21 protein-coding genes are annotated in these 23,865 nt (G+C 69.6%); 8 read left to right on the forward strand and 13 right to left on the reverse strand.

The window, feature by feature from the left end; translation table 11 throughout:
- Nucleotides 1–33: 33 nt before the first annotated feature.
- A complete protein-coding gene (locus QNO11_RS00205) occupies nucleotides 34–1,137 on the reverse strand; it encodes an alpha/beta hydrolase (protein ID WP_257507197.1) in 1,104 nt (367 codons plus the stop codon).
- A gap of 154 nt (nucleotides 1,138–1,291) precedes the next feature.
- On the opposite strand from QNO11_RS00205, the gene QNO11_RS00210 reads away from it, so the two are divergent.
- Nucleotides 1,292–2,986 (forward strand): glycosyltransferase family 2 protein, encoded by a 1,695-nt coding sequence (locus QNO11_RS00210; RefSeq protein WP_257507196.1) that lies wholly within the window; start codon nucleotides 1,292–1,294, stop codon nucleotides 2,984–2,986.
- 84 nt (nucleotides 2,987–3,070) lie between these two features.
- Here the strand turns inward: QNO11_RS00210 and QNO11_RS00215 are convergent, their stop codons facing one another.
- From QNO11_RS00215 to QNO11_RS00250, 8 genes are all read right to left on the reverse strand, one after another.
- The gene (locus QNO11_RS00215) at nucleotides 3,071–4,519 is read right to left on the reverse strand and encodes a phytoene desaturase family protein (protein WP_257507195.1); all 1,449 of its coding nucleotides are present in this window, start codon (nucleotides 4,517–4,519) and stop codon (nucleotides 3,071–3,073) included.
- Nucleotides 4,516–5,160 carry an SRPBCC family protein gene (locus QNO11_RS00220; protein WP_257507194.1) on the reverse strand — a complete coding sequence of 215 codons (645 nt, stop codon included), beginning with the start codon at nucleotides 5,158–5,160 and terminating at the stop codon, nucleotides 4,516–4,518. Before QNO11_RS00220 ends, QNO11_RS00215 begins: the two co-directional genes overlap by 4 nt.
- Before the next feature lie 103 nt (nucleotides 5,161–5,263).
- Complete coding sequence (locus QNO11_RS00225) at nucleotides 5,264–7,900, reverse strand: penicillin acylase family protein (RefSeq protein WP_257507193.1); 2,637 nt, start codon at nucleotides 7,898–7,900, stop codon at nucleotides 5,264–5,266.
- Between the two features lie 62 nt (nucleotides 7,901–7,962).
- The gene (gene argG, locus QNO11_RS00230; RefSeq protein WP_257507192.1) at nucleotides 7,963–9,405 is read right to left on the reverse strand and encodes an argininosuccinate synthase; all 1,443 of its coding nucleotides are present in this window, start codon (nucleotides 9,403–9,405) and stop codon (nucleotides 7,963–7,965) included.
- Nucleotides 9,406–9,490: 85 nt separating this feature from the next.
- Nucleotides 9,491–10,141 carry a peptidylprolyl isomerase gene (locus QNO11_RS00235; RefSeq protein WP_257507191.1) on the reverse strand — a complete coding sequence of 217 codons (651 nt, stop codon included), beginning with the start codon at nucleotides 10,139–10,141 and terminating at the stop codon, nucleotides 9,491–9,493.
- Nucleotides 10,142–10,165: 24 nt separating this feature from the next.
- Nucleotides 10,166–10,999 (reverse strand): MetQ/NlpA family ABC transporter substrate-binding protein, encoded by an 834-nt coding sequence (locus QNO11_RS00240; protein WP_257507190.1) that lies wholly within the window; start codon nucleotides 10,997–10,999, stop codon nucleotides 10,166–10,168.
- 20 nt (nucleotides 11,000–11,019) lie between these two features.
- A complete protein-coding gene (locus tag QNO11_RS00245) occupies nucleotides 11,020–11,736 on the reverse strand; it encodes a methionine ABC transporter permease (protein WP_257507189.1) in 717 nt (238 codons plus the stop codon).
- On the reverse strand, nucleotides 11,733–12,719 hold the full coding sequence (locus QNO11_RS00250; RefSeq protein ID WP_257507188.1) for a methionine ABC transporter ATP-binding protein: 987 nt from the start codon (nucleotides 12,717–12,719) through the stop codon (nucleotides 11,733–11,735). Before QNO11_RS00250 ends, QNO11_RS00245 begins: the two co-directional genes overlap by 4 nt.
- A gap of 227 nt (nucleotides 12,720–12,946) precedes the next feature.
- On the opposite strand from QNO11_RS00250, the gene QNO11_RS00255 reads away from it, so the two are divergent.
- The 3 genes from QNO11_RS00255 (at nucleotide 12,947) to QNO11_RS00265 (ending at nucleotide 16,658) form a co-directional block, all read left to right on the forward strand.
- Entirely contained in the window at nucleotides 12,947–14,233 is a 1,287-nt protein-coding gene (locus QNO11_RS00255) for an adenylosuccinate synthase (RefSeq protein ID WP_257507187.1), read from the forward strand.
- A complete protein-coding gene (locus tag QNO11_RS00260) occupies nucleotides 14,233–15,501 on the forward strand; it encodes a lactonase family protein (protein WP_257507186.1) in 1,269 nt (422 codons plus the stop codon). The genes QNO11_RS00255 and QNO11_RS00260 overlap by 1 nt, the downstream gene beginning before the upstream one ends.
- A gap of 110 nt (nucleotides 15,502–15,611) precedes the next feature.
- Nucleotides 15,612–16,658, forward strand: coding sequence for a cyclase family protein (locus tag QNO11_RS00265; RefSeq protein ID WP_257507185.1), 1,047 nt, complete (start codon nucleotides 15,612–15,614; stop codon nucleotides 16,656–16,658).
- Here QNO11_RS00265 and QNO11_RS00270 read toward each other — a convergent pair.
- Nucleotides 16,618–17,730, reverse strand: a complete 1,113-nt coding sequence (locus QNO11_RS00270; protein WP_257507184.1) for an AI-2E family transporter — start codon at nucleotides 17,728–17,730, stop codon at nucleotides 16,618–16,620. The two genes, QNO11_RS00265 and QNO11_RS00270, sit on opposite strands and share 41 nt — an antisense overlap.
- Before the next feature lie 108 nt (nucleotides 17,731–17,838).
- Here QNO11_RS00270 and QNO11_RS00275 point away from each other — a divergent pair, with 108 nt between their 5' ends.
- On the forward strand, nucleotides 17,839–18,129 hold the full coding sequence (locus QNO11_RS00275) for a chorismate mutase (RefSeq protein WP_257507183.1): 291 nt from the start codon (nucleotides 17,839–17,841) through the stop codon (nucleotides 18,127–18,129).
- A gap of 54 nt (nucleotides 18,130–18,183) precedes the next feature.
- Here the strand turns inward: QNO11_RS00275 and QNO11_RS00280 are convergent, their stop codons facing one another.
- The 3 genes from QNO11_RS00280 to QNO11_RS00290 are packed head-to-tail and all read right to left on the reverse strand — an operon-like array spanning nucleotide 18,184 to nucleotide 20,176.
- Nucleotides 18,184–18,879: a hypothetical protein gene (locus tag QNO11_RS00280; RefSeq protein WP_257507182.1), complete on the reverse strand. Its 696-nt coding sequence runs from the start codon at nucleotides 18,877–18,879 to the stop codon at nucleotides 18,184–18,186.
- Nucleotides 18,876–19,802, reverse strand: coding sequence for an ABC transporter ATP-binding protein (locus tag QNO11_RS00285; RefSeq protein WP_257507181.1), 927 nt, complete (start codon nucleotides 19,800–19,802; stop codon nucleotides 18,876–18,878). The genes QNO11_RS00280 and QNO11_RS00285 overlap by 4 nt, the downstream gene beginning before the upstream one ends.
- Nucleotides 19,799–20,176, reverse strand: coding sequence for a GntR family transcriptional regulator (locus QNO11_RS00290; RefSeq protein ID WP_257507180.1), 378 nt, complete (start codon nucleotides 20,174–20,176; stop codon nucleotides 19,799–19,801). The genes QNO11_RS00285 and QNO11_RS00290 overlap by 4 nt, the downstream gene beginning before the upstream one ends.
- Nucleotides 20,177–20,529: 353 nt before the next feature.
- On the opposite strand from QNO11_RS00290, the gene QNO11_RS00295 reads away from it, so the two are divergent.
- The 3 genes from QNO11_RS00295 to QNO11_RS00305 all read left to right on the forward strand — a co-directional run bounded on the left by QNO11_RS00295 (nucleotide 20,530) and on the right by QNO11_RS00305 (nucleotide 23,796).
- Nucleotides 20,530–21,846 (forward strand): quaternary amine ABC transporter ATP-binding protein, encoded by a 1,317-nt coding sequence (locus QNO11_RS00295; protein WP_257507179.1) that lies wholly within the window; start codon nucleotides 20,530–20,532, stop codon nucleotides 21,844–21,846.
- Nucleotides 21,843–22,754, forward strand: coding sequence for an ABC transporter permease (locus tag QNO11_RS00300; RefSeq protein ID WP_257507178.1), 912 nt, complete (start codon nucleotides 21,843–21,845; stop codon nucleotides 22,752–22,754). Before QNO11_RS00295 ends, QNO11_RS00300 begins: the two co-directional genes overlap by 4 nt.
- 115 nt (nucleotides 22,755–22,869) lie before the next feature.
- A complete protein-coding gene (locus QNO11_RS00305) occupies nucleotides 22,870–23,796 on the forward strand; it encodes a glycine betaine ABC transporter substrate-binding protein (RefSeq protein ID WP_257507177.1) in 927 nt (308 codons plus the stop codon).
- The last annotated feature ends 69 nt before the right edge of the window (nucleotides 23,797–23,865 follow it).

Consider the following 23,865-nt stretch of genomic DNA (forward strand, 5'->3'; position numbering starts at 1 on the left):
GTGAGTATTCGCGGCGTCGAGTGAGTATTCGCGTCAGTCGTCGTGGAGCCGCGCCAGGGCGCCGATGACGTCCCGATGCCAGCGGCGGGCGGATGCCAGTGCGCCGGTGAACAACGGAATGTCATGCGTGACACCGAGATAACGCACCGCGCTGGCTGCCACGCCGTCGGCACGCAACCTCGCGGCGTACGCGTCGCCGTCGCGGCGGAGCGGGTCGTACTCGGCGGTGAGGACCACCGCCTCTGGCAGCCCGACGTGGGTGGCTGCCCGCAACGGTGACGCGAGCGGGTTGCGCGCGTCGGACGGATGCCGCAGATACGTGTGGGCCACCGAACGCAGCTCGCGCAGCGCGATGATGCTCGGGATGCCCAGTGCCCGCGTCGCCCGCAGGTCGAGATTGCGTCCGGTGAGGTCGGTGACGGGCACCTCGAGCACCTGGAGCCGGATGGGCAGGCCGGCCCGGTCGCGATTGAGTAGCGTCAGCCCCGCCGCGATCGCCCCGCCGGCCGAGGTTCCGGTCACGCCGAGGCGGCCGGGGTCGATCCCCAGTTCGGCCGCATTCTCATGCAGCCACACCAGAGACGCGTATGCCTGCTCGATCTGCGTCGGAAAGCGATGCTCCGGCGCGAGGGAGTAATCCACGGCGACCATCGCGACCCCGGCTTCGGCCGCACGGCGCCGGTTGGCGGCATCCGTCGTCGGATAGTCGATGCCGCCGATGCGGAACGCGCCACCGAAGAACGCGAGCCACGCGGGCACCGACCCCCCCGCCGCCCCATCGGGGTAGTAGATGCGCACGCGCACGGCGGGGTACCCCGGCACCGGCACCTCGTGCTCGGTCGTGCGCACGTCGGGCCCGGGCGTTCCGACCGCCTCGAGTTCCTTGCGATCCCAGGCGACCGCGGCGCGACGATGCCGCGCCCGGGCGGCGCTGTTCCCGCCCGATCCGCCCGAAGCGCCCGAGCCGCCCGAGCCGCCCGAGCCGCCCCCGCCACCACTGGACGCCGCCCGCGGTGCGCCGCCCCACAGCGAGGCGCGCCAGGCCGCGACGCGCGCGCGCATCGCCTTCAGGCTCTGGCCGATCAGGTAGCGCCGGTGCATCCGCAACCGCTCGGAGAAAAACGGGTCCAAGGGCATCGGGACCTCCTCGGGAGTCGGGGTTCGATTCTAATGACGGGTGGCATCCACAGGTCCTGAGAGGACGAACCGAGCGCGCAGGTCGAGCAGTGCCACGTCGAAGGCTGCAGTGCAACCCCGCGCACGATCCGGCCGTTGCGCGTTGAGTTGAACGATGACCAGGATGCCGGGTGGGGGAGACGGCCGGGCGGGGACCGTTCGGGTGAGTGTCGTGGTGGCGGTGTACAACCCGGGCGCGGAGTTCAACGAGCTGATCGGGTCCCTGGACCGGCAGACGTTACGGGCCCGCCACTTCGAGGTGCTGCTGTGCGATGACGGATCGGACGAGCCGACCCGCCAGCGCCTGGCGCGGGTCGCGCGCACCCGCCCGAACGTGCGGGTGCTGAGCCTCGAGCACACCGGCTGGCCCGGCACGCCCCGCAATCGCGGCATCGAGGCCGCGCGCGGTGACTACGTCTACATCGTCGACCAGGACGACTGGCTGTTCGAGCGGGCGCTGGCGCGGCTCTGCGACTACGCGGACCGCAACGGCTCGGATGTCGTCATCGGCAAGGAGGTCGGGATCGGGCGCCGCATCCCCGGCCAGATCTTCCGCCGGGACATCCCGCACGCCGTGCTCGGCGAAGATCCGCTCCTGGAACTGCTCACCCCGCACAAGCTGTTCCGGACGGCGTTCCTCAGGGACAACGACATCAGGTTCCCGGACGGGCGTGTGCGACTGGAGGACCACCTCTTCGTGATGCGCGCGTACTTCGCCGCGAAGACGATCTCGATCCTGGCGAGCGAGCCCTGCTATGCGTGGGTGAAGAACCGCGGCAGCGCCAGTTCGTCCCGGATCGATCCGGTGACCTACTTCCCTCACCTCGAGACGGTGCTCGATCTCGTCGAGGCCAATACGCCACCCGGTGCGCTGCGGAACACGCTGCTGCGCCACTGGTATCGCGGCAAGATCCTGAAGCGCCTCGATGGCCGGCGCGTCGTGAAGTATCCCGACGACTACCGGGAGCGCTTCCTCGACGTGGTCATTCCGATCGCCCGGGAGCGGTTCGGACCGGGCGTCGAGGCGGGTCTTCCCTTCCCGCTGCGGGTGCGCTCCGCGCTGCTGCGTGCAGGGCGGCGCGACGAACTGCTGCGGTTGGCTGAGTTCGAGGCGAAGCTCGGATGCCGCGCCGAGGTGACGGCCGCGCAGTGGACGCCGGGCGGCAAGCTGAAGCTCACGCTGCGCATCCGGTTCCTTCGCGACGGCCAGGACGCGCTCGTGTTCGATCCGCGGGAAGTGAGGGCGGATGCCGGTGCCGGTGCCGGTGACGGTGTGGATGCGGGGGCCCCCGCCGAAGAGGGGCCACGCGTGGTGTGGCGTCCCCCCGAATCTCTTGGCCTCGACGTGCTCCCCGAAGCCGACCGGGATGCGAGCCGCGACCTGTGGCAGGACCGGGTCGACCTGTTCCTGCGGGAGGACGGGGGCAGCGAACGCCGCATCCGGGGGAGCCGGCAGCGGAACATGGCGCGCGCAACCGTCACCATCGATCCGCTCGAGAGTGCTGCCGTCGGCGATGCATCCGTCGTCGGACAACTGGTGGCCCGCGTGCGCCACGCCGGCTGGACGTTCGAGACCCCGCTGCGGGCGGACCCGGCGATCTTCGACGGCATGAAGCCGTCGCCCCTTCTCGCGGGGCGCAACTGCGAACTCGGCGTCCGCAGCGACGGCACCGTCGAGTTCCGCCGTGACGGGTCCGCGGGCCGGTTGCGGGACTTCGTCGCGCGCGCGGCGCGGCGGCCCCGCGCCATCGCGGGCAAGGTCGTCCCGGCGCGGATCCGGCGGGCCCTGTCGCGCGTGCGCGGCGGCTGAATACTCACTCGGGACCGCGAATACTCACTCGGCACCGCGAATACTCACTCGGCGGTGTGAATACTCACTCGGCGGCGTGAATACTCACTCGGGGGCCAGGGAGGGGAGGGTGCGGATGCCGAAGGAGCGGCGCAGCGCGGAGCGCGCGGCGTACCACCCCGACAGGCCGTGCACCCCGGGACCGGGCACGGTCGACGCCCCGCACAGGTACACCCCGGGCAGCGGAGTGTGCCACGGATCGGTCGCGACCACCGGGCGGCGCAGCAACTGGCGCAGGCTCGCGGCCCCCGCGCTGATGTCGCCGTCGATGTAGTTGGGGTTCTCCTCGGGCAGGTCCGCCGCGGTCACGCTGTGGCTGTCGAGGATGAGGTCCCGGAACCCCGGTGCGGCCCGCTCGATCGTGCGCACGATCGCCTCGCGCTGGTCGACCGTGGATCCGGCCGGCACGTGCGTGTAAGCCCACAGGGTGTGCGCGCCGCGGGGCGCGCGGGTGTCGTCGAGCACCGACGGCTGCGACACCAGCACATACGGCTCCGCGGCATGCCGGCCCCGGGCGACGTCGTTCTCGGCCCGCGCGATCTCGGCGCGGGTGCCGCCCAGGTGCACCGTGCCCGCCTTCGCCACCCGAGGATCGGACCACGGCACCGGGCCCGACAGCGCGAAGTCGACTTTGGCGGCGGCGTTGCCGTAGCGGAACGCCTCGAGCGCTCGCCGGTACCCGGCCGGCAGGTCGTCTCCGGCGAATCCGAGGAACGCGCGCGGGGTGACATCCAGCAGCGTCGCCCGCGCCGGCGGCAGTTCCCGCAGCGACGTCACCTCGTGATCGGTGACGACCTCGCCGCCGTGCGCGACGAGATCCGCGATGAGCGCGTCGACGATCGCCTGGCTGCCGCCGCGGGGGATCGGCCATCCGCCGGCGTGGGCATGCGCCTGCAGCGCCAGCCCGGCACCGGCGCCGACGACGCTCGGCTGCCGCACGATCGCATGCGCGGCGACCCCGGTGATCATGGCCGGGGCGGCGGCCCCGGAGAAGCGCACATTCCACAGCGGGCTGCCCTGCGCGAGCGCGCGCAGTCCGAATCGGACCGCGGTCAGCGGATGCCGCGGCACGCCCAACAGGTTCGATCCGGTGAACTGGGCGACCTCGAAGGCGTGGGTGGCGAGCGGGGCGAGCAGCCGCCGGTAGGCGCGGCCGTCGCGCCCCAGCTCCTGCGCGGTGCGGTCGAGGTCCCGGTAGGCGACCCCCGCGCCGCCGGGCAGCGGATGCGCGAAGGACACCTCGGGGGTGATCAGCTCGACCCGGTGCGCCAGGCCGAACGCCCGGAAGAAGGGGGAGGCCACCGCGAGCGGGTGCACCGCGGAGCACACGTCGTGCCGGAACCCCGGGAGGGTCAGCTCCTGTGTGCGCGAGCCGCCGCCGGGCTGCGCCGCGCGCTCGTAGACGCGCACGGCAAGGCCCGCGCGGGCGAGGGTGACCGCCGCGGCCAGGCCGTTGGGGCCTGAGCCGACGACGACGACGTCGGGGGTGGTCATGTCCCGGGGGCACCGGGTTCGTTGCGCGCGGCATCCCCGTCGCCGGTGGATACATCGCCTGCCACGTCACCACCCGTGCCCGCGGCCCGCACAGCGCGCTCGGCACCGTCCGCGCCGTCCACGTCGGCCTGCGCCTGCGCTCCGGCGCCCGCGGTGGACGCGTCCGGCACGTCCTGGCGCGCTGTCTGGCTGCCCGCCTCGCGCTCGCGTCGCCGCCCCTCGGCGAGAAAGCCGAGGCGGCGCAGCGACTCACGGTTGCGGGCGCGCAGCAGCGGAGCGATCAGCTGCGACACCAGGCGGCCGGGGCCGGCGACCGGCTCCTCGCCCATAGTCACCAGCGTGTCCTCGCCCCGCTCGCGCACGTCGATCACGACCACGGCACGGCCGATCGGTCCGGCCTTCGCGCGCAGCCGCACGCGATGCGGCGGCGACCATTCCACGATCTCGGTGGAGTCGTCGATCAGCCACGGCCAGGCGCCCACCGAGTGCTGCAGCTTCGCGCCCTGCTGGGGCCACTGCGGCGACACCGCCCGCATGCGCGCCGCGCCCACGACCCACACCGGGTAGATCCAGCCGTCGGCGAGCGTGGCGAACACGTCGCCGGCTGTACAGCGCATCACACGCGCATTGCCTGCTGCCATGGGTGCTCCCCTCGTCGGTGCTCCGATCGTAGGCGAGTAGACGCGACCGCCGCCCGGGGGTTGCATCCGGCGCGATGACCTGCTTCGGATGCCCCGGATGCGCTCAGGATGCCGGCACGAGCCGCAGTTCGTCGGTCGCCGCCGCCCGCACCGCGTCGTCGCTGAACGGCCACGGCGTCATCTCGCCGCGCTGCCACGTCTCGGTCTGGTCGGTGTAGTTGGGATGGAACGTGTGACCGCTGGTGCCGGTGAGGTGGTTCCACCGCGACGCATCGAGGTCGGACAGATCCACCACCATGCGCATCGACGGCACCGTGACGGTGGCGAAGCTCCCGCTGCCCAGCGACCAGCCGCTCGCGTCGACCACCGAGGCGCCGCCGGCCACGTCGTACGGCCCGCGGTTGAACAGCCACTCGATCGGGGCGATGCCCGACGAGCCGAACGTGTCGCTGGTGAGGGTGATGGCGTGAAGCGACCCCCACTTCCACTGCGTCGGGTCCTCGCCTTGCAGCTCGGTCAGGCGTGCGGCGGCATCCCGTGCGGAGCGCTCCAGCATCTCCTGCTGCCCGGTCACCTCGAGGCCCTCGTTCGTCCACCACGGGTCGGACGGGTTCTTCAGCAGCTCATCGACCACCTGGAACATGCGCGAGTGGCTGCCGGCCGGGGCGGGCACCTCCCGCTCGCGCACGAACATGTTCGACACCAGTTCGTCCCACAGCACGTTGGCATAGGCGGCGGCGGCGGATTCGGCGGAGTTCTGCGCGTCCCAGTCCTGCAGCAGCGCGAGGGCGGCATCCGTTTCCCCGTCGCCGGTCTGCACGTCGGCGTAGACCGCAGCCAGACGCTTTCCCATCCAGAACTGCGCGTCCGCCTGGATGTCGCGCATGTCGGCTGTCGTCAGCGGAGCGGCTGCGGCCTTGCGCTGGATGAGCTCGGTGATGCGGGCTGCCCGCCAGCCGTAGTCCCAGTCGTTCGTCAGCAGATAGGGATAGGTCTCATCCACCACGGCGTTGTTCGCGGTGACGATGTAGCCCTCGTCGGGGTTGTAGACCACCGGCAGCTCCTCGAACGGGATCATGCCCTGCCAGTCGTAGGCGGAGTCCCACCCCGGCTGCGGGAGCGAGCCGTCGCCGGCGCCGCGGATGGGCAGGCGTCCCGGCGTCTGGTAGCCGATGTTGCCCTCACGATCGGCGTAGACGAGGTTCTGCGCCGGCACGTCGAACAGCGCCGCGGCAGCGCGGAAGTCAGCGAAATCGGTGGCGCGGTCCAGCGCGAAGATGGATGCCGCGGTGGTACCGGCCTCCAGCGCGGTCCACCGCAGGCTGACGGCGTATTCGCTTCCCGTCGGTTCCGCCTCCGGTGCCCCGATCCCGGTGTCGCGGCGGATCTGCGGGTCATCGGCGATCGCGGTGAAGGCGGGCGTCAAGCCCGACACGATCGGGCCGTGCACGGTCGAGCGGATCTCGAGGGTCACCGGGTCGCCGCCGGCGACCTGCACCGTCTCGGTGCGGGTCTGAAGCGGCACGAGCTCCCCATCGCGCCAGTACGCGTCGCCCTCGATGCGCTCGATGTACAGATCGGTGACGTCGGTGGTGAGGTTGGTGAACCCCCACGCCACGTCGCGGTTGTGGCCGATGATGACGCCGGGCACGCCGGAGAAGCCGAACCCCGCCACGTCGAAGGGGCAGGCCTGCGATACCGCCCGGCACCGCAGGTGACTCTGGTGCCAGACGCTCGGCAACGACGCGCCCAGATGCGGGTCGTTGGCCAGCAGCGGCATCCCCGACGCGGTGAGGTCGCCGGAGACGACCCAGGAATTCGAGCCGATGCCTTCACCGACGCCGCCGAGCATCGCCGCGGCCGCCTCGACGACGCCGTCGACCTCAACCCAGTCGATCGACGCCGTCGCCGCGGTTGCGGGAGTGGTCCCCGGCAGGTCGTCCTCGGCAGTGATCACCGGGACGATCACCGGGTTGCGGTCGAACGGGTAGCCGGGGAAGAGCTGATCGATCTGCGCGGTGGTGTAGTCCTGCGCCATCAGCGCGCGATCGGTCTCGGTCTCCACGTTGCTGCGCAGGTCCCAGGCCATCGCCTTCAGCCACGCGATGGAATCCACCGCCGTCCACTCCTCGATGGCGTAGTCGGGGTTCTGCAGGCCGAGCACGGCGTACTCGAAGGATGCCGCCGACCCCTGGTGATCTGCCAGGTAGGCGTTCACCCCGTCGGCGTACGCGTCGTAGTACCCGCGCGTCTCGTCGTCGAGTGCGGCCACCTCCTGCTCGGCGATCTCGTGCCAGCCGAGGGTGCGCAGGAACAGGTCCGTGGGCAGCTGGCTCTCGCCGAACAGCTCCGACAGGCGCCCGGCGGTCATGTGCCGGCGGAAGTCCATCTCCCAGAATCGGTCCTGGGCGTGCACGTAGCCCTGTGCGAAGAACAGATCGTCGGAGGTGTCGGCGACGATGGTCGGCACGCCGAGCGCATCGCGCAGCACCTCCACCTCGCCGGTGAGCCCGGCGACCTCGACGGTGCCGTCCAGCTGCGGGAACGACCGCTGGATCGTCCAGACCACGGCGCTGACCGCGATGAGCGCGATCACCGTGATCCCCACGATCACGCCGTACACCGACAGCCCGATCACCCGGCCGACGGAGCGTTTGCGCTTGCGCGGGGGTGCGCCGATCGTCGCCGGGTCCCCGCTCCGCGGGTCGTCAGCGGTCATGGCGCGTTCACGTGTCGTCATCGAGCATCCCCAGTCGTGCCGCGTCTCCCCTGTGAAACGCGGTGCCTGGGAATGCTATCGGGTCAGTCGGCGCCGAAGTCGAACGACGCCGACTCGGATGCCTCGTCGACCGCTTCGGCCAGGCCCTCACGCTCGGCGGTGTAGCCGGTGGCGTGCTCGGTGATCTCGTCGGCGCCGCCGGATTCGAGTTTGCCGACCAGTTCCCCGGTCGCGCCGCCGATCAGGCCGAGACCCGCGTACTGCTCGAGCCGCGACCGGGAGTCGGCGATGTCGAGGTTGCGCATGGTCAGCTGGCCGATGCGGTCGGTCGGACCGAACGCGGCGTCGCCGACGCGCTCCATCGACAGCTTCTCGGGGTGGTACGACAGGCTCGGGCCGGTGGTGTCCAGCAGCGTGTAGTCCTCGCCGCGGCGCAGGCGCACGGTGACGGTCCCGGTGATCGTGGACCCCACCCAGCGCTGAATCGACTCGCGCAGCATGAGCGACTGCGGCTCCAGCCAGCGGCCCTCGTACATCAGGCGCCCCAGGCGCCGGCCCTGCTCGTGGTAGGTGGCGAGGGTGTCCTCGTTGAGGATGGCGTTGAGCAGGCGCTCGTAGGCGATGAACAGCAGTGCCATGCCGGGCGCCTCATAGACGCCGCGCGACTTCGCCTCGATGATGCGGTTCTCGATCTGGTCGCTCATGCCCAGGCCATGACGGCCGCCGATGCGGTTGGCCTCGAAGACGAGCTCCACCGGATCGGCGTACTCGACCCCGTTCAGCGCCACCGGGCGGCCGGCCTCGAACGTGATCGTGACGTCCTCTGTCTCGATCGCGACCTCGGGGTCCCAGAAGCGCACGCCCATGATGGGCTCCACCGTCTCCAGCGACACGTTCAGGTGCTCGAGGGTCTTGGCCTCGTGCGTCGCGCCCCAGATGTTGGCGTCGGTCGAATAGGCCTTCTCGACGGAGTCACGGTAGGGGAAGCCGTGCTCCACCAGCCACTCGCTCATCTCCTTGCGGCCACCCAACTCGGTGACGAAGTCGGCATCCAGCCACGGCTTGTAGATGCGCAGGCTGGGGTTGGCCAGCAGCCCGTAGCGGTAGAACCGCTCGATGTCGTTGCCCTTGTAGGTGGAGCCGTCGCCCCAGATGTCCACGCCGTCGTCCTTCATGGCGCGCACCAGCAGGGTGCCGGTGACGGCACGGCCCAGCGGCGTGGTGTTGAAGTAGGTGCGACCGCCGCTGCGGATGTGGAACGCGCCGCAGGCCAGGGCCACCAGGCCCTCTTCGACCAGTGCGGTCTTGCAGTCGATCAGCCGTGCCACCTCGGCGCCGTACTCCAGCGCGCGGCCGGGGATGGCGTCGATGTCGGTTTCGTCGGGCTGGCCGAGGTCGCCGGTGTAGGTGCAGGGGACCGCGCCCTTGTCACGCATCCAGGCGACGGCGACGGATGTGTCCAGTCCTCCGGAGAAGGCGATGCCGACGCGTTCGCCGACGGGCAGGGATTGAAGGACCTTCGACATGGGTTCCAGTCTAGTGATCGGGCGGATGCCGCCCCGGCGCGTGAAGCGACGGCGAGCGGGTCCTCGGGGGCGAAGCGGGAGGGGGTCAGCCGATGGTCACGCCGGTGATCGTCACCGGGGTGGCCGGCGCGCCGTCGGGCGCGCCGTCGACGGCGCCGGCGGCGGCGACCGTGCGAACGGCCTCGAGCCCGGCGGCATCCATCTCACCGAAAACGGTGTACGACGGCGGCAGCTCGGTGTCCTCGTACACGAGGAAGAACTGCGAGCCGTTGGTGTCGGGGCCGGCGTTGGCCATCGCGACGGTGCCGGCCGGATACGTTTCCGAGCCGTCGAGTTCGTCGGCGTAGCTGTAGCCCGGGCCGCCGCGGCCGGTGCCGGTGGGGTCGCCGCACTGCAACACGAAGATCCCCGAGGTCGTCAGCCGGTGGCACTCGGTGTCGGTGTAGTAGCCCTGCTCGGCGAGCGAGACGAAGCTGCCCACCGTACAGGGAGTGCGCTCGGCGTCCAGCGTCAGCGTGATGGCACCCACTGAGGTCTCCAGCGTCGCCTGCACGTCACCGGTCACGGTGGGATCGGCCGGGGGTGCGTCGACCTCCCGGGCCGCGCTGCCGCCGCCGGAGTAGGAGCAGCCCGCGGCATCGGGTGACGCCTGCGGCGCCTGCTCCCCGCCGCTCGCACACCCCGCCAGCAGGAGCAGCGAGACGGCGAGCAGCGGGGCGGCGAAACGACGGTTCATAGGTCCAGAGTACGAGGGTGCGGGTCAGCCGACGACGGGGACGACCAGGCCGCCCCAGGTCTCGTTCTCGAAGTCGGCGACCTCGTCCGAGATCAGCAGTTCGTAGAGCGCCTCGATGCGGGGATCCTCAGCAAGCTCCGGACGGGTCGCCAACACGTTGTAGTACGGGCTGGACTCGCCCTCCAGCAGGATGGCCTGGTCGCTGGACAGGCCGGCCGGCAGCGCGAAGGAGATCGTGACGAACGCGGCATCCACGTCGGGCAGCGCCTGCGGCAGGGTCGCGTTCTCGATCTCGGTGAACTCGAAGTCGTGCGGGTTGGCGGTGATGCCGCTGAGATCCACCACGTCGTCCTCGACCTCGATCAGGCCTTCGTCGGCGAGCAGCTTCAGCGCGCGACCCTCGTTGGTGGGGTCGTTGGGGATCGCGATCGTGGCGCCGTCCTTCAGGTCGTCAAGGCTGTCGACCTTGTCGGAGTAGAACGCGGCGCTGGGGAGGTAGGCCTCCCCGACGCTGACGAGGTCCGAGCCGGTGGCCTCGTTGAAGGTCTCCAGGAACGTGGAGTTCTGGAACAGGTTCGCGTCGATCGAGCCGTCGGCCAGCGCCGTGTTGGGCGTGTTGTAGTCGGTGAACGGCACGAACTCGATGTCCAGGCCCAGCTCGGCGGCGGCGTTCTCATCGATGAAGGTCAGGATGTCGCCGGCGGGCGTCTGCAGTGCGCCCACCTTGAGCGTGCCGAGGTCATCGGATGCCGCGGCGTCGCCGCCGTCTTCGGGGGCGGAACCGCCGGCGCAGGCGGTGAGGGCCAGGGCGGTGGCCGCGACGGCGGTCAGCAGCAGGGTGCGGTTGGAGCGGGGCATGGGAGTGTCCTCTCAGTCGGTCAAACGGTGCGGGCGCGCGTGCGGCGCCGTGGGGTCGGGGTTCGCCGGGCCAGGCGCCGGGCGCCCCAGGTGGCCAGGGACTGCAGCGCCATCACGATGGCGAAGATGATGATGATCACCGCGACGATGTGCACCCAGCTGTACTGCTGGTAGCCGTAGCGGATGGCGACGTCACCGAGGCCGCCGCCGGCGACGGTGCCGACCATGGCGGAGAAGTTGATGATCGAGGTGACGGTGGTCGACAGGCCCAGCAGCATCGGGGCGGCGGCCTCCGGCAGCAGCACCTTCGTCACCAGTTCCCAGCGGCTCGCGCCCAGCGATGAGGCGACTTCGAGCAGGCCCGGGTCGACCTCCTTGATCGCGATCTCCACCATGCGGGCGAAGAAGGGGATCGCCACCACCGACAGCGGCACGATCGCCGCGGTCGGGCCGATGAAGGTGCCCACGATCAGACGGGTGAAGGGGATGAGGGCGACCATCAGGATGATGAACGGCACGGATCGACCCAGGTTGACGATGAATTCCAGGATGCGGTTGACCACGATGGCCGTCGTCCGCGACCCGAACAGGCGGTCCAGGAACCGGCCCTCTTCGGTGCCGACCAGGACGATGCCCAGCGGCAGGCCGACGATCAAAGTCACCAGGAGGGCGACGCTCACCATGTAGAGGGTCTGCCCCGTCGCCACCAGGAGCACCTCGAACAGCTGATCGTTCATGCGCGTGTCCCTTCCTGCAGCACCTCGACGAGCAGGTCCTGGCCTCGCAGGTCGGCGATGATGCCGGCCGCGGCCGGGGCCGGGATCTCCAGACGGGTGCGCCCGGCCTGAGTGCCGCCGATCTGCTCGATGAGGGCGCCGAGGATCGACACGTCCACGGCGTGCTCGCGGGCCAGGCGCGCGATGACGGGCCGGTCGGCGGTGCCGCCGGCGAACGTGATGTCGATGACCGTGGCATCCGGGGCCACCGTCGCCGGGATCGGGCCGAGCGGGAACAGCTGCGCCGTGAGGCGGGAACCGGGGGTCCGGATGATGTCGACCAGCCGCCCGCTTTCGATCACGCGGCCGGCTTCGACCAGCGCGGCGGAGTGGCAGGCCGCCTTGACGACGTCCATCTCGTGCGTGATGAGCAGCACCGTCAGGCCCAGCTCGGCGTTGATGCGGCGGTACAGGTCGAGGATCGAGGCGGTGGTCTCGGGGTCCAGAGCGCTCGTGGCCTCATCCGACAGCAGCACGCTAGGGCGGGCGGCCAGGGCCCGGGCGATGCCGACGCGCTGCTGCTGACCGCCGGACAGCTCGTGCACCGACGCGTCGCCGCGGTGTCCGATGCCGACGAGGTCGAGCATCTCCTGCGCGCGGCCCCGACGCTGGGCGCGGGGCACTCCGTCCAGTTCGAGGGCGAGCTCGACGTTGCCGCGCACCGTGCGGCTGCCGAGCAGGTTGAAGCGCTGGAAGACCATGCCGATGCGGCGACGGGCGGCGCGCAGGTCCGACTCACGCAGTGCAGTGAGGTCGGTGTCGTCGACGACGACCCGGCCGGAATCGGGGCGCTCGATGAGGTTGACGATGCGGGCGAGGGTGCTCTTGCCTGCACCGCTCTGCCCCACGATGCCGTAGACCTCGCCGCTGGGGATCTGAAGCGTCACGTCGTCGACGGCGGCGAGGTCGCCGTAGCGTTTCGTGACGTGTTCGAGCGCGATCATGCGGAGTGTCCCGGCCTTCCCAGAGGCCCCGCGCCACGCCGATCGGCGGCAGGGGGGCCGGTTCGATCCAACTCCCTGGGCGCGCGCTTGGATAATCGCGTTACGCCGCGTGTCATCCGCGGTGACGCTGCCGGCGTCGCCGCGCCCCGCGGTGTCCGCCCACGCGGGCGCGCGGGGGCCGCCGGATAGGATGGGGTGTAACCGTCCGATAAACGGGGGAGTAGCCCATGCCAGGCATCGTGATCGTCGGAGTCCAATGGGGAGACGAGGGCAAGGGCAAAGCCACCGATCTTCTCGGAGAGCGCACCGACTGGGTCGTCAAGTTCAACGGCGGTAACAACGCCGGCCACACCGTCGTCATCGGTGACGAGAAGTACGCCCTGCATCTGCTGCCGTCGGGCATCCTGTCGCCTGGTGTCAACGCCGTCATCGGCAACGGCGTCGTGGTCGACCTCGAGGTGCTGTTCGACGAGCTCGAGGCGCTGCATGCCCGGGGCCTGGACACGTCGCGGCTGCGGGTGAGCGCCAACGCGCACATCATCACGCAGTACCACCGCACGCTGGACAAGGTGACCGAGCGCTTCCTCGGCAAGCGCATGATCGGCACGACGGGGCGAGGCATCGGCCCCGCCTACGCCGACAAGATCAATCGTGTCGGCATCCGCATGCAGGACCTGTTCGACGAGAACATCCTGCGGCAGAAGGTCGAGGGCGCCCTCGACCAGAAGAACCACCTGCTGGTGAAGGTCTTCAACCGCCGCGCCATCACCGTGGACGAGGTCCTCGAGGACCTGCTGTCGTATGCCGAGCGGCTGCGGCCCATGGTCTGCGACACCGGCCTGCTGCTGAACAACGCGCTGGATGCCGGTGACGTCGTCGTCTTCGAGGGTGGCCAGGCCACCATGCTCGACGTCGATCACGGCACGTACCCGTTCGTCACGTCGTCCTCGGCCACGGCCGGGGGCGCGTCGACCGGCTCCGGCGTCGGCCCCAATCGTCTTGACCGCATCGTCGGCATCGTGAAGGCCTACACGACACGCGTCGGGTCCGGACCGTTCCCCACCGAGCTGCACGACGAGCAGGGCGAGTGGCTGCGATCGCGCGGCTTCGAGTTCGGCACCACTACCGGCCGGCCCCGCCGCGTCGGCTGGTACGACGCCCCCGTCACCCGGTACGCCACCCGCATCAACGGCATCACCGACTTGGTGCTCACCAAGCTCGACATCCTCACCGGCCTGGAGCGCATCCCGGTCTGCGTCGCGTACGACGTGGACGGAGAGCGCTTCGAAGAGGTGCCGGTGAACCAGTCGGACTTCCACCACGCCACGCCGATCTATGAGTACCTCCCCGGCTGGAGCGAGGACATCTCCACGGCGCGCACGTTCGACGAGCTGCCCACGGCGGCGCAGGAGTACGTGCTGGCGCTGGAAGCGATGAGCGGCACGCGCATCTCGGTCATCGGCGTGGGTGCATCCCGCGACGCGGTGATCGTGCGCCACGACCTCGTGGACTGATGCGCTTCCTGCTCGGCGGGTACACCGCCGACATGGGCGGCACCGCCGAGGGTATCGGGGTGTTGCGCGCCGGAGAGGCGGATGCCGCATCCGCCGGCGGTCCGCTGGCGTACGAGGGCGACGCCGCCACGGCCGGCGGGTCGCCGTCGTGGCTCACCTGGCATCCGTCGCGCGACGTCGTCTACGCCGCGCTCGAGGGTGACGGTACGGTGCAGGCGTTCCGCCGCACCGGCACGATGTCGCTCGCGCGCCTCGGCGGCCCCGTGGCGGTTGGCGAGGCGCCGTGCCACATCGCCGTCGCACCCGACGGCGGGTCGCTCATCGCGAGCTGCTGGGGCGACGGCCGGGTGGTGCGCGTGCGCCTGGATGCCGAAGGGCGCCCCGGACCCACGGCCGCTGCCGCGGGGGCGCGCGATCCGCACGCCGAGGAGGGTCCCGACGCGTGGGGCCCCGCCGCGATCGGCTCGACCGGTGCGGTGGATCTCGGCGCGCGCGGCGAGGAATCGGATGGGCGGCTGCTGGATCTGGCCGCTGCGGCGCGTGCGCTGCGCGAGGCCGCCGGCGACGAGTTCGCTCACCTGGTGCCGGAGTACGACTCCCCGCCCGCGCCGGCCGAGCCCACCCCGGTGGCGGCACCCGACGAAGAGGCATCCGTTGCTCGCGCTTCGCACGCGCACCAGACGGTGTACCTGCCCGGCGGTGTCGTCGCCGCCACCGACATGGGCTTCGACCTGGTGCGGTTCTGGCGCGCCGGTGACGGTGGCATGCGGTCGCTTCCCGCCGTCGTGCTGCCGCGCGGCAGTGGACCGCGCCACATGGTGTGGCATCCGAGTGGTCATCTGTACGTCGTCACCGAGGCATCCCGCGAACTGTTCGTGCTGGCACCGGATGCCACCGGACTCTGGCGCATCGTCGCGGGCACGCCGCTGGGAGCAGGCACCCTCGCGGGCGACACCGCTGCGGAGATCTGCCTCTCGCGGGACGCCGAGTTCGTGTACGCCGGGGTGCGCGGCAGCAACACCCTCGCCGTGCTGCGCGTGCGCGGCGACGGGTCCGAGGTGGCACCGGTCGCGCTCGCCGAGGCCGGAGTCGACGGTCCGCGGCATCACCTGGTCGTCCGCGACACCCTCCTGGTGGCAGGCCAGCACTCGGGAGAGGTCGCCGCGCTCACGCTCGACATCCGTACCGGTGTCCCCGGTGGCGTCCGCGCCCGCACCGCCGCGCCGTCGCCCACCTGCATCCTGCCGCTGCGCTCGTCACGAGCGTAGGAGATGGTGCGAGCGTAGGACGAACCCGCCGGCATCCGTCCTACCGTCGTCACATCTCCTACGCTCGGCACGCGGTGGGGTGGTGCTGGTGTCGCTGATAGGTTCGGCCCGTGAGTGACTACCGCGCTGTGTTCGACGCGCAGATCACGTTCATCAACGGCGGCAGCCTGAGCGCCGAGGGGTTTCGTCTCGACCTCCCGAGCAAGGACACCGACGAGGCGGAGATCGCGCGCCTGCTGGTGCAGCACCTCGGTCTTGCTCTCGTCGGTGAGGTGCGGCTGCAGGGGCTCCGGGTCGTTGCGGAGCAGCATCGGGGGAGCAGGGGCATTGCGAACGCGAGTGCGGTCACGCCGGGCGGGATCCACCGGCTGGTGGATCTGAGCCACACCATCCGAGCGGGGCTCGTCACGCTGCCCGGGGTGCCGGCGCCGGTCATCACGCCGCACTTGACGCGCGCAGACGCCGAAAGCCGGTACGCACGCGGAACGACGTTCGTGATGGACATCGTCACTCTCCCCGGTAACACCGGCACCTACATCGACTCCCCGTTTCACCGTTTCGAGGGCGGTGCCGACCTGGCGAGCCTCTCGCTGGAGACGCTGGTCGACCTCCCCACCGAGGTGTTCCACGTCACCGACGCCGGGCAGCGGGGCATCCCGGCATCCGTCTTCTACGACCGCGACGTGCGGGGCAAGGCAGTCCTCCTGCACACCGGGTGGGATCGCCACTTCGGGACACCTCAGTACGGCGTGGACGCACCGTTCCTCACCGAGGATGGGGTGCGTTACCTCGCCGATCAGGGCGTGACGCTGGTCGGCATCGACTCGGTCAACATCGACGACATGTCCAGCGACGCGCGCGGTGAGCGACCCGCACACACGGTGTTCCTGGGATCGGGGATCCACGTCGTCGAGCACCTGACGCATCTGGAGGCACTGGCGCCCAGTGGCGCACTGTTCACCGTCGTGCCGCCGAAGGTCGAGGGCTTCGGGACCTTTCCGGTCCGGGCCTTCGCGAAGGTAGGAGATGGTGCGAGCGTAGGACGGACCCGCCGGCATCCGTCCTACCCTCGTCACATCTCCTACGCCCGTGACGGGCCGGAAGGGTCCCGGCTCGCTACAATTTCGCGTCCTGACGCGGGATCAGCACCTGCTTGATGATCAGCAGGATCGACGCGGTGACCGGGATCGCGATGAGTGCGCCGAGCAGGCCCAGCAGGGTGCCGCCGACCAGAGCGCCGATGACCACAAGAGCCCCGGGTACCGAGATCGCCTTGTTCATGACGCGCGGCGTGAGTATGTATGCCTCGATCTGCATGTAGATCAGATAACCGATGCCGAAGATCAGTGCCGCCAGCGGACTGCTGAACAGGGCGAGGGTCGTGGCGAGCACCCAGAACATCACCGTGCCCACGAGCGGGATGATCGTGATGCAGAACGCGACCACGGCCAGCAGTGCCGGGAACGGCAGTCCCAGCACGACGTGCAGGATGAATGCGAACACCGAATTGAAGAACGCGAGGATCACCATTCCCATGAGGTAGCTGCCGATCGAGTCGGTGATCTGGTTGGTGAGGGAGGCGACCTTCGGGCGGCTGTGCGCGGGGGTCAGGCGCACGAACGATGCCTTGATCGTGGACAGCGACGCCAGGAAGTACAGGGTCAGCACGAGCACGATGATGAGGCCCGAGATGGTCGTCGCGATGGAGAGACCGACCTTCAGCAGCCCGCCGCCGATCGAGGCGAGGTTGCTCGGGTTCGTGATGAAGTTCTGCGCGTCGGTGAGAAGCGTGCCGATCTGATCGCTGAAGGTGGTCGAGAGCCAGGAGTAGAAATCGGTCTTCTGGAAGTCGGATACCAGTGATGGCACGTCATCGATGAACTGCTTGACCTGGTTCACCACCGCCGGGATGACCAGCCACAGCATGCCGACGACCACGAGCGCGAACCCGAGGAAGACGATCACCATCCCCCAGGCGCGAGGAACGTTGTGGTTCTCGAGCCAGCGGACGACGGGGTCTAGGCCCAGCGCGGCGAACAGGGCGAATGCGATGTAGATGAGGATGGTCGACAGGCTCGAGATCGCCAGCCCCAGCACGAAGGCGGCGAGGCCACCGAGGGTGAGCATGAACCCGAGGGTGAACGGGCTGGACAGGCTCGTCGCGCGACGCGGAATCGGCGCACCCGAAGGCGCGGTATCGGCGAGCGGGCGGTCGGAGGTGTCGCTCATGGGGACACTCTAGGGGCGGGCATCCGCCGACGGCAGGGTGGTGCGTGCCCGCCCGCTACGGCCCACCCGCCGCACTCGCCGGTAGGGTCGAGTGACGAGGAGGATGCCATGACCGACCCCGCCGTGACGCTGCGGAATCTGCGCACCAGCATCGACAACATCGATGCCGCGCTCATCTTCATGCTCGCCGAACGCTTCCGATGCACCAAGCAGGTCGGCATCCTCAAGGCCGAGCACGGCATGCCGGCATCGGACCCTTCGCGCGAAGAGCAGCAGATCGCGCGCCTGCGCGGGCTGTCTGAAGAGGCCGATCTCGATCCCGAGTTCGCCGAGAAGTGGTTCAACTTCGTCGTCGCCGAGGTCATCCGCCACCACACCGCCGCGGCCGACGGGCGCTGACACGGCAAACGCCCCGAGCCGAAGCCCGGGGCGTCCGCGTCGATGAAGGAGCGGTCAGGGGATGGCGCGGCGCAGCGTCGCCCACGAGCTGACCGCGAGCACGGTGATGAGCAGCACTCCCCAGGCAGCCAGGCCCAGCGCGCCCTGCGTCAGGATCCACTCCATGACCGGGCCCCATGCGCCGCGGAGCGTGATCAGCCACGTGATTCCGGCCAGGGCCAGGCCTACTGCGGACAGGATGATCGCCACCCACGTGCTGCCGAACCGCTTGTAGATCGTGGCGGCCCAGAACCCGATGACGAAGAACAGCATGGCGATGACGAAGAACACGAAGCCCGCCGCCAGCGGCCCTGCCTCCCAGATCCAGTTCAGGTGGAAGAAGTAGCCGTTCAGGCCCCAGCCGTTCGTGGCCAGTTCGACCAGCCCGCCGAGCACGAACACCACTGCCAGGATCGCGGAGGTCATCGCGGCGGTGAGCACCGTGCCGAGGTAGAACTCCCGGCGGGTCACGCTCATGGCCTGCGAGAAGGGGAAGCTCAGCGTCAGAGCCTGGACGCCGACGAAGAGGAAGGTCCACAGTGGCGCCTGTGCACCGCCGCCGAACTTCGGTTCATCGATCCCCGCGCTGGCGAGCATCCCGTAGATCACCAAGGTGACCGCCAAAGCACCCGCCAGCACGATGAGGGGCACCCAGATGTAGGTCTGCTTGTTCACCAACTGCATGCGGACGACGTTCAGTGTGCGGCTCATCGGAGCGCTCCTTCCTCGGCGGATGCCGCGGAGTGGGTGGATGCCGCGTTCTCGGCGGCGTGCTGGGTGGTGCGCACGATCAACTGCTGGAGTGAGACCGGGGTCACGTCCAGGCCGCTGCGGGCCAGCTTTTCGCGGTCGGCGGCGGTCAGTGCCCCGAGCACGGTGACGCTGGAGACGTGGCCGAGGGTCTCTCGGTGGGTCACCTCGCGTCCGGCGACGAAGGCGTTCACCGCGGCGGTGTCGCCGACGATGTTCGCGGCGCGGTCGCGCACGGCATCCGTCGACTCGTCCATGATGATGCGGCCCCGATCGATGACCAGCACCCGCTCGATGAGGTTGGCCACCTCGTCGATCAGGTGGCTGGAGAGGATGACCGTGCGCGGGTTCTCGCTGTAGTCGGCCAGCAGCCGGTCGTAGAAGATCTGCCGAGCGACGGCATCCAGCCCCAGATACGGCTCGTCGAAGAACGTGATCTCCGCCCGTGCGGCGAGACCGATGATGACGCCGACAGCCGACAGTTGCCCGCGCGAGAGCTTCTTGATGCGCGTCTTCAGCGGCAGCTGGAAGTCATCGATCAGCTGTTCGGCGAACTCCTGGTTCCAGTTGGGGAAGAACAGCCCAGCCGTGCGGAACGCGTGGATGGGTGTGGCGTCGTCGGGGTACTTCTGGCTCTCGCGCACGAAGCACATCCGCTGCAGGATGCGGGCGTTCTCGTACGGGTGCTCCCCGAAGACGCGCACGTCGCCGCTGGTGGCGAAGTTCTGCGCCGTGAGGATCGACATGACCGTCGTCTTGCCGGCGCCGTTGCGGCCGAGGAGGCCGTAGATGGTGTCTTTTTCGATCGCGAAGCTCACGTCGTCTACGGCGACCGTCTCGCGATAGCGCTTGGTGAGTCCTGTGACCTCGATGACGGGAGTCATCGTGCCGTCCCTTCTGCGGTGGTGTAGCGCTGTTGGATGAGTGCCCCGAGCTCATCGGGGCCGAGCCCGAGGGCGCGTGCTTCGGCGAGCAGCGGCTCGACGTAGCGGTCGGCGAACGCTGCCCGGCGCTCGCCGCGCAACTGCTCGCGGGCGCCGGGGGCGACGAACATGCCGATACCGCGCCGCTTGTACAGCACGCCCTTGTCGACGAGCATGTTCACTCCTTTCGCCGCCGTGGCGGGGTTGATCCGGTGGAAGGCGGCGAGGTCGTTGGTCGAGGGTACCTGTGCCTCTTCGGCTAGAGACCCGTCGACGATGGCGTCCTCGATGCCCTCGGCGATCTGCAGGAAAAGAGCCCGGCCCTCTTCGATCACGTCGCTCCGTTCACTGGTTCATTACTTGACTAACTAACCGTGCAACGCCGCGCGGCGAATGTCAAGGGGTCGGGCCGTTCGAGGACTGCGGCGGTTTGCCACACTGGCCAGCGCTATATACCCTTGAAACGGGCCTTGAGCCCCGACGACCAGTCCGCGGTCGCTCGACGTGGCCGACCCGAGGGCCACCGATCCGAGCAGCCGTATGGTCGACGGTCATGGCGGCGGACCCGATGTGCGTCGCTCGAGCGCTGAACCGCGTCGATTTCCGACGCGTGTGCGGCGGCGCCGATGACCGTCCACCCGGGCGTTACCTATGTTGGCCTGAAGACGCGGCTGCCGAGGTGAAGCACGTGAATGACGTACCCGCTGTCCAAGCGAAGAATCTGTTCAAAGTTTTCGGACGCAACCCGAAGGATGCCGTCAAGCGGCTGCGCGCCGGTCAGAGCCGGGCGGACATCGCCGATGCCGGCACCGCGGCGGTGATCGACGCCAGTTTCACCGTGCAGCCAGGTGAGATCTTCGTCATCATGGGGTTGTCCGGCTCGGGCAAGTCGACGATCATCCGCATGCTCAACGGACTGCTGCAGCCCACCGCGGGCGAAGTGCTCGTGCAGGGCAAGAACGTCACGACTGCGTCGGCGACCGAACTGCGCGGCATCCGTCGTTCGTCTGTGTCGATGGTCTTCCAGCACTTCGCACTGCTGCCGCACCGCACCGTGCTGGACAACGCCGCGTATGCGCTGGAGATCCAAGGCGTCGGCAAGGAGGAGCGGCGCAAGCGCGCGCTGGAGATCCTCGACAAGGTCGGCCTCGCCGACCGGGCCGAGGCGATGCCGGACGAGCTGTCCGGAGGCATGCGCCAGCGTGTGGGTCTTGCCCGCGCGCTCACCGCAGGCACCGACATCCTGCTGATGGACGAGGCATTCTCGGCGCTTGACCCGCTCATCCGCCGCGAGATGCAGGAGCAGCTGGTGGAGCTGCAGCGCGAGATGGGGCGCACGATCGTCTTCATCACCCATGACCTCAACGAGGCGATGTTCCTCGGCGACCGCATCGCGGTCATGCGCGATGGGCGCATCGTGCAGAACGGCACGCCGGAGGAGATCCTCACCGATCCCGCCAACGACTACGTCGCCCAGTTCGTCCAAGACGTCGACCGGGCGCGGGTGCTCACCGCCGGCGCCGTCATGGAACCAGCCCACGCCACCACGCCGGTAAGCGCCGGCCTGCGCGGAGCCCTGCGGTCGCTGCGCGAACTGCAGGCGGGGTCGGTGTTCGTCACCGAGAACCGGCACCTGCTGGGTGTGGTCAGCGACCGCCAGGTGATCCGCGCGATCAAGGCGGGCCAGACCGATCTGCGTGCGATCGTGGACACCTCGGTGCCGACCGTGTCGCCCGAAGATTCCCTCACCGACGTCGTCGAGCGCGCGGTCGAGACCACCATGCCGGTGCCCGTCATCGACGCCAGTGGACGGCTGGTCGGTCTCATCCCTCGGGTGACGCTGCTGGCGGCGCTGGGCAACGTCCCGCCCATGACGCAGTCGATGCCGATCATCGAGCCGGCCCCGGTGCCGCAATCCGACCTCACTGATTCGCTGGCACGGCTCGGTGCGGCGGAGGCCTCGGCTTCCGAACTCACCGCTTCGTCGAAGGGGGATGCCGCGTGAACGACCTGATTCGCCTTCCGCTCGGCGAGATCGCCGAGACGTTCGTCCGCTGGCTCATCGACACGATGGGCTGGCTCTTCGACGGCATTCGCGCCGTCTTCCTCGCCGTCTACGACTCGCTCGAGTGGGCGCTGCAGGCGCCGCCGTTCTGGGTGATCATCCTCGTTTTCGCCGCGCTGGCGTGGTGGGCCAAGGGTGTGTGGCTCGCGCTCGGAACGCTCGTGGGCCTGCTCGCCATCGTGGGTGTGGACCAATGGGACAACGCCATGCAGTCCCTCGCGCTGGTGATCGTCGCCTCGGTGATCGCCCTGGCGATCGGCATCCCACTGGGCATCTGGGCCGCCCGCAACGACACGGTGTCCAAGATCGTGCGCCCGCTGCTGGACTTCCTGCAGACCATGCCCGCCTTCGTATACCTGATCCCGGCCCTCATGCTGTTCCGGGTGGGCGTCGTCCCCGGCATCGTCGCGACGATCGTGTTCGCACTGGCGCCCGGCGTCCGGCTCACCGAGCTCGGCATCCGCGGGGTCGACCGCGAGGTCGTCGAGGCAGGGCACGCGTTCGGCGCGTCGCCCGGCCGCATCCTGCGTCAGATTCAGCTGCCGCTGGCCATGCCCAGCATCATGGCCGGCGTCAACCAGGTCATCATGCTGAGCCTGTCGATGGTCGTCATCGCCGGCATGGTCGGCGCCCGCGGCCTCGGCGGCGACGTCGTGCAGAGCCTGCAGAAGATCGACATCGCCCTGGGCGTCGAAGCAGGGCTCTCCGTCGTGGTCATCGCGATGATCCTGGACCGGTTGACGTCGGCGCTGGCCACGCGCAGTGCCCGCAGCACGGCGCGCACTCGCGCTGCCACTGCCAAGCGCGGTGGCGTCAAGGCGAAGCCCGTCGCCGCGGCATCCGCCTGACGTCCCCACACCCCCCACACACTTGCGAGCTCATCACTCGCGAGGGGTGCGGAGACTCCGCGCCCGACCACAACGACCGCTCCGTGCTCAGCACGCGGAGGGAGAGGAAGTCACGATGACCAAGAGAAGCAGGATGCTGGGGGCGCTCGCCTTCACATCAGCCGCCGCCCTGGCCCTGACCGGTTGCGCCGGCGGTTCCGGCGACGGCGGCTCCACCGGCTCCGACGGCGACGCCGCGGCCGACCGCCCCATCACGATCGCCGTGTTCAACGGCTGGGATGAGGGCATCGCCGCATCCGAACTGTGGAAGGCCGTGCTTGAGGAGCAGGGCTACGAGGTCGAGCTGGAGTACGCCGACCCCGCAGCCGTGTTCAGCGGCATCGCCAGCGGCGATTACGACCTGACGCTTGACACCTGGCTGCCGCTGACGCATGGCGACTATGTCGAGGAGTACGGCGCCGACATGGTGGATCTGGGTGCCTGGAACGAGGACGCCAAGCTCACCCTCGCCGTGAACGAGGATGCCCCGGTCGACTCGATCGATGAGCTCGCCGAGAACGCGGACCTGTTCGACAGCACCATCATCGGCATCGAGTCCGGTTCGGGTCTGGCGACCGTCGTCGATGAGGAGGTCATCCCCGGGTACGGCCTGGAGGAGTTCGACCACGTGACCTCGTCGACGCCGGCGATGCTCACCGAGCTGGACACCGCCACCAGCGCGGGCGAGAACATCCTCGTGACGCTGTGGCGTCCGCACTGGGCGTACGACGCCTACCCGCTGAAGGACCTCGAGGACCCGAAGGGTCTGCTGGGCGAAGCCGAGGGTCTGCACACGTTCGCGTCGACCACGTTCGAGGAGGAGTTCCCCGAGGTCGCCGAGTGGCTGGGCGCCTTCACGATGGACAGCGAGACGCTGTACTCCCTCGAGAACGCGATGTTCAACGGGCAGGACACCGACGAGTACGAGGACATCGTCGCCGAGTGGATCGCCGAGAACCAGGAGTACGTCGACTCCCTGACGGCCACCCCCGCCGCCGAGTGAGTATTCCCCGCGTCGAGTGAGCATTCACCCTGTCGAGTGAGCATTCACCCTGTCGAGTGAGTACTCCCG

The sequence above is a fragment of the Microbacterium sp. zg-B96 genome (genome assembly GCF_030246865.1).
Classification (GTDB): domain Bacteria; phylum Actinomycetota; class Actinomycetes; order Actinomycetales; family Microbacteriaceae; genus Microbacterium.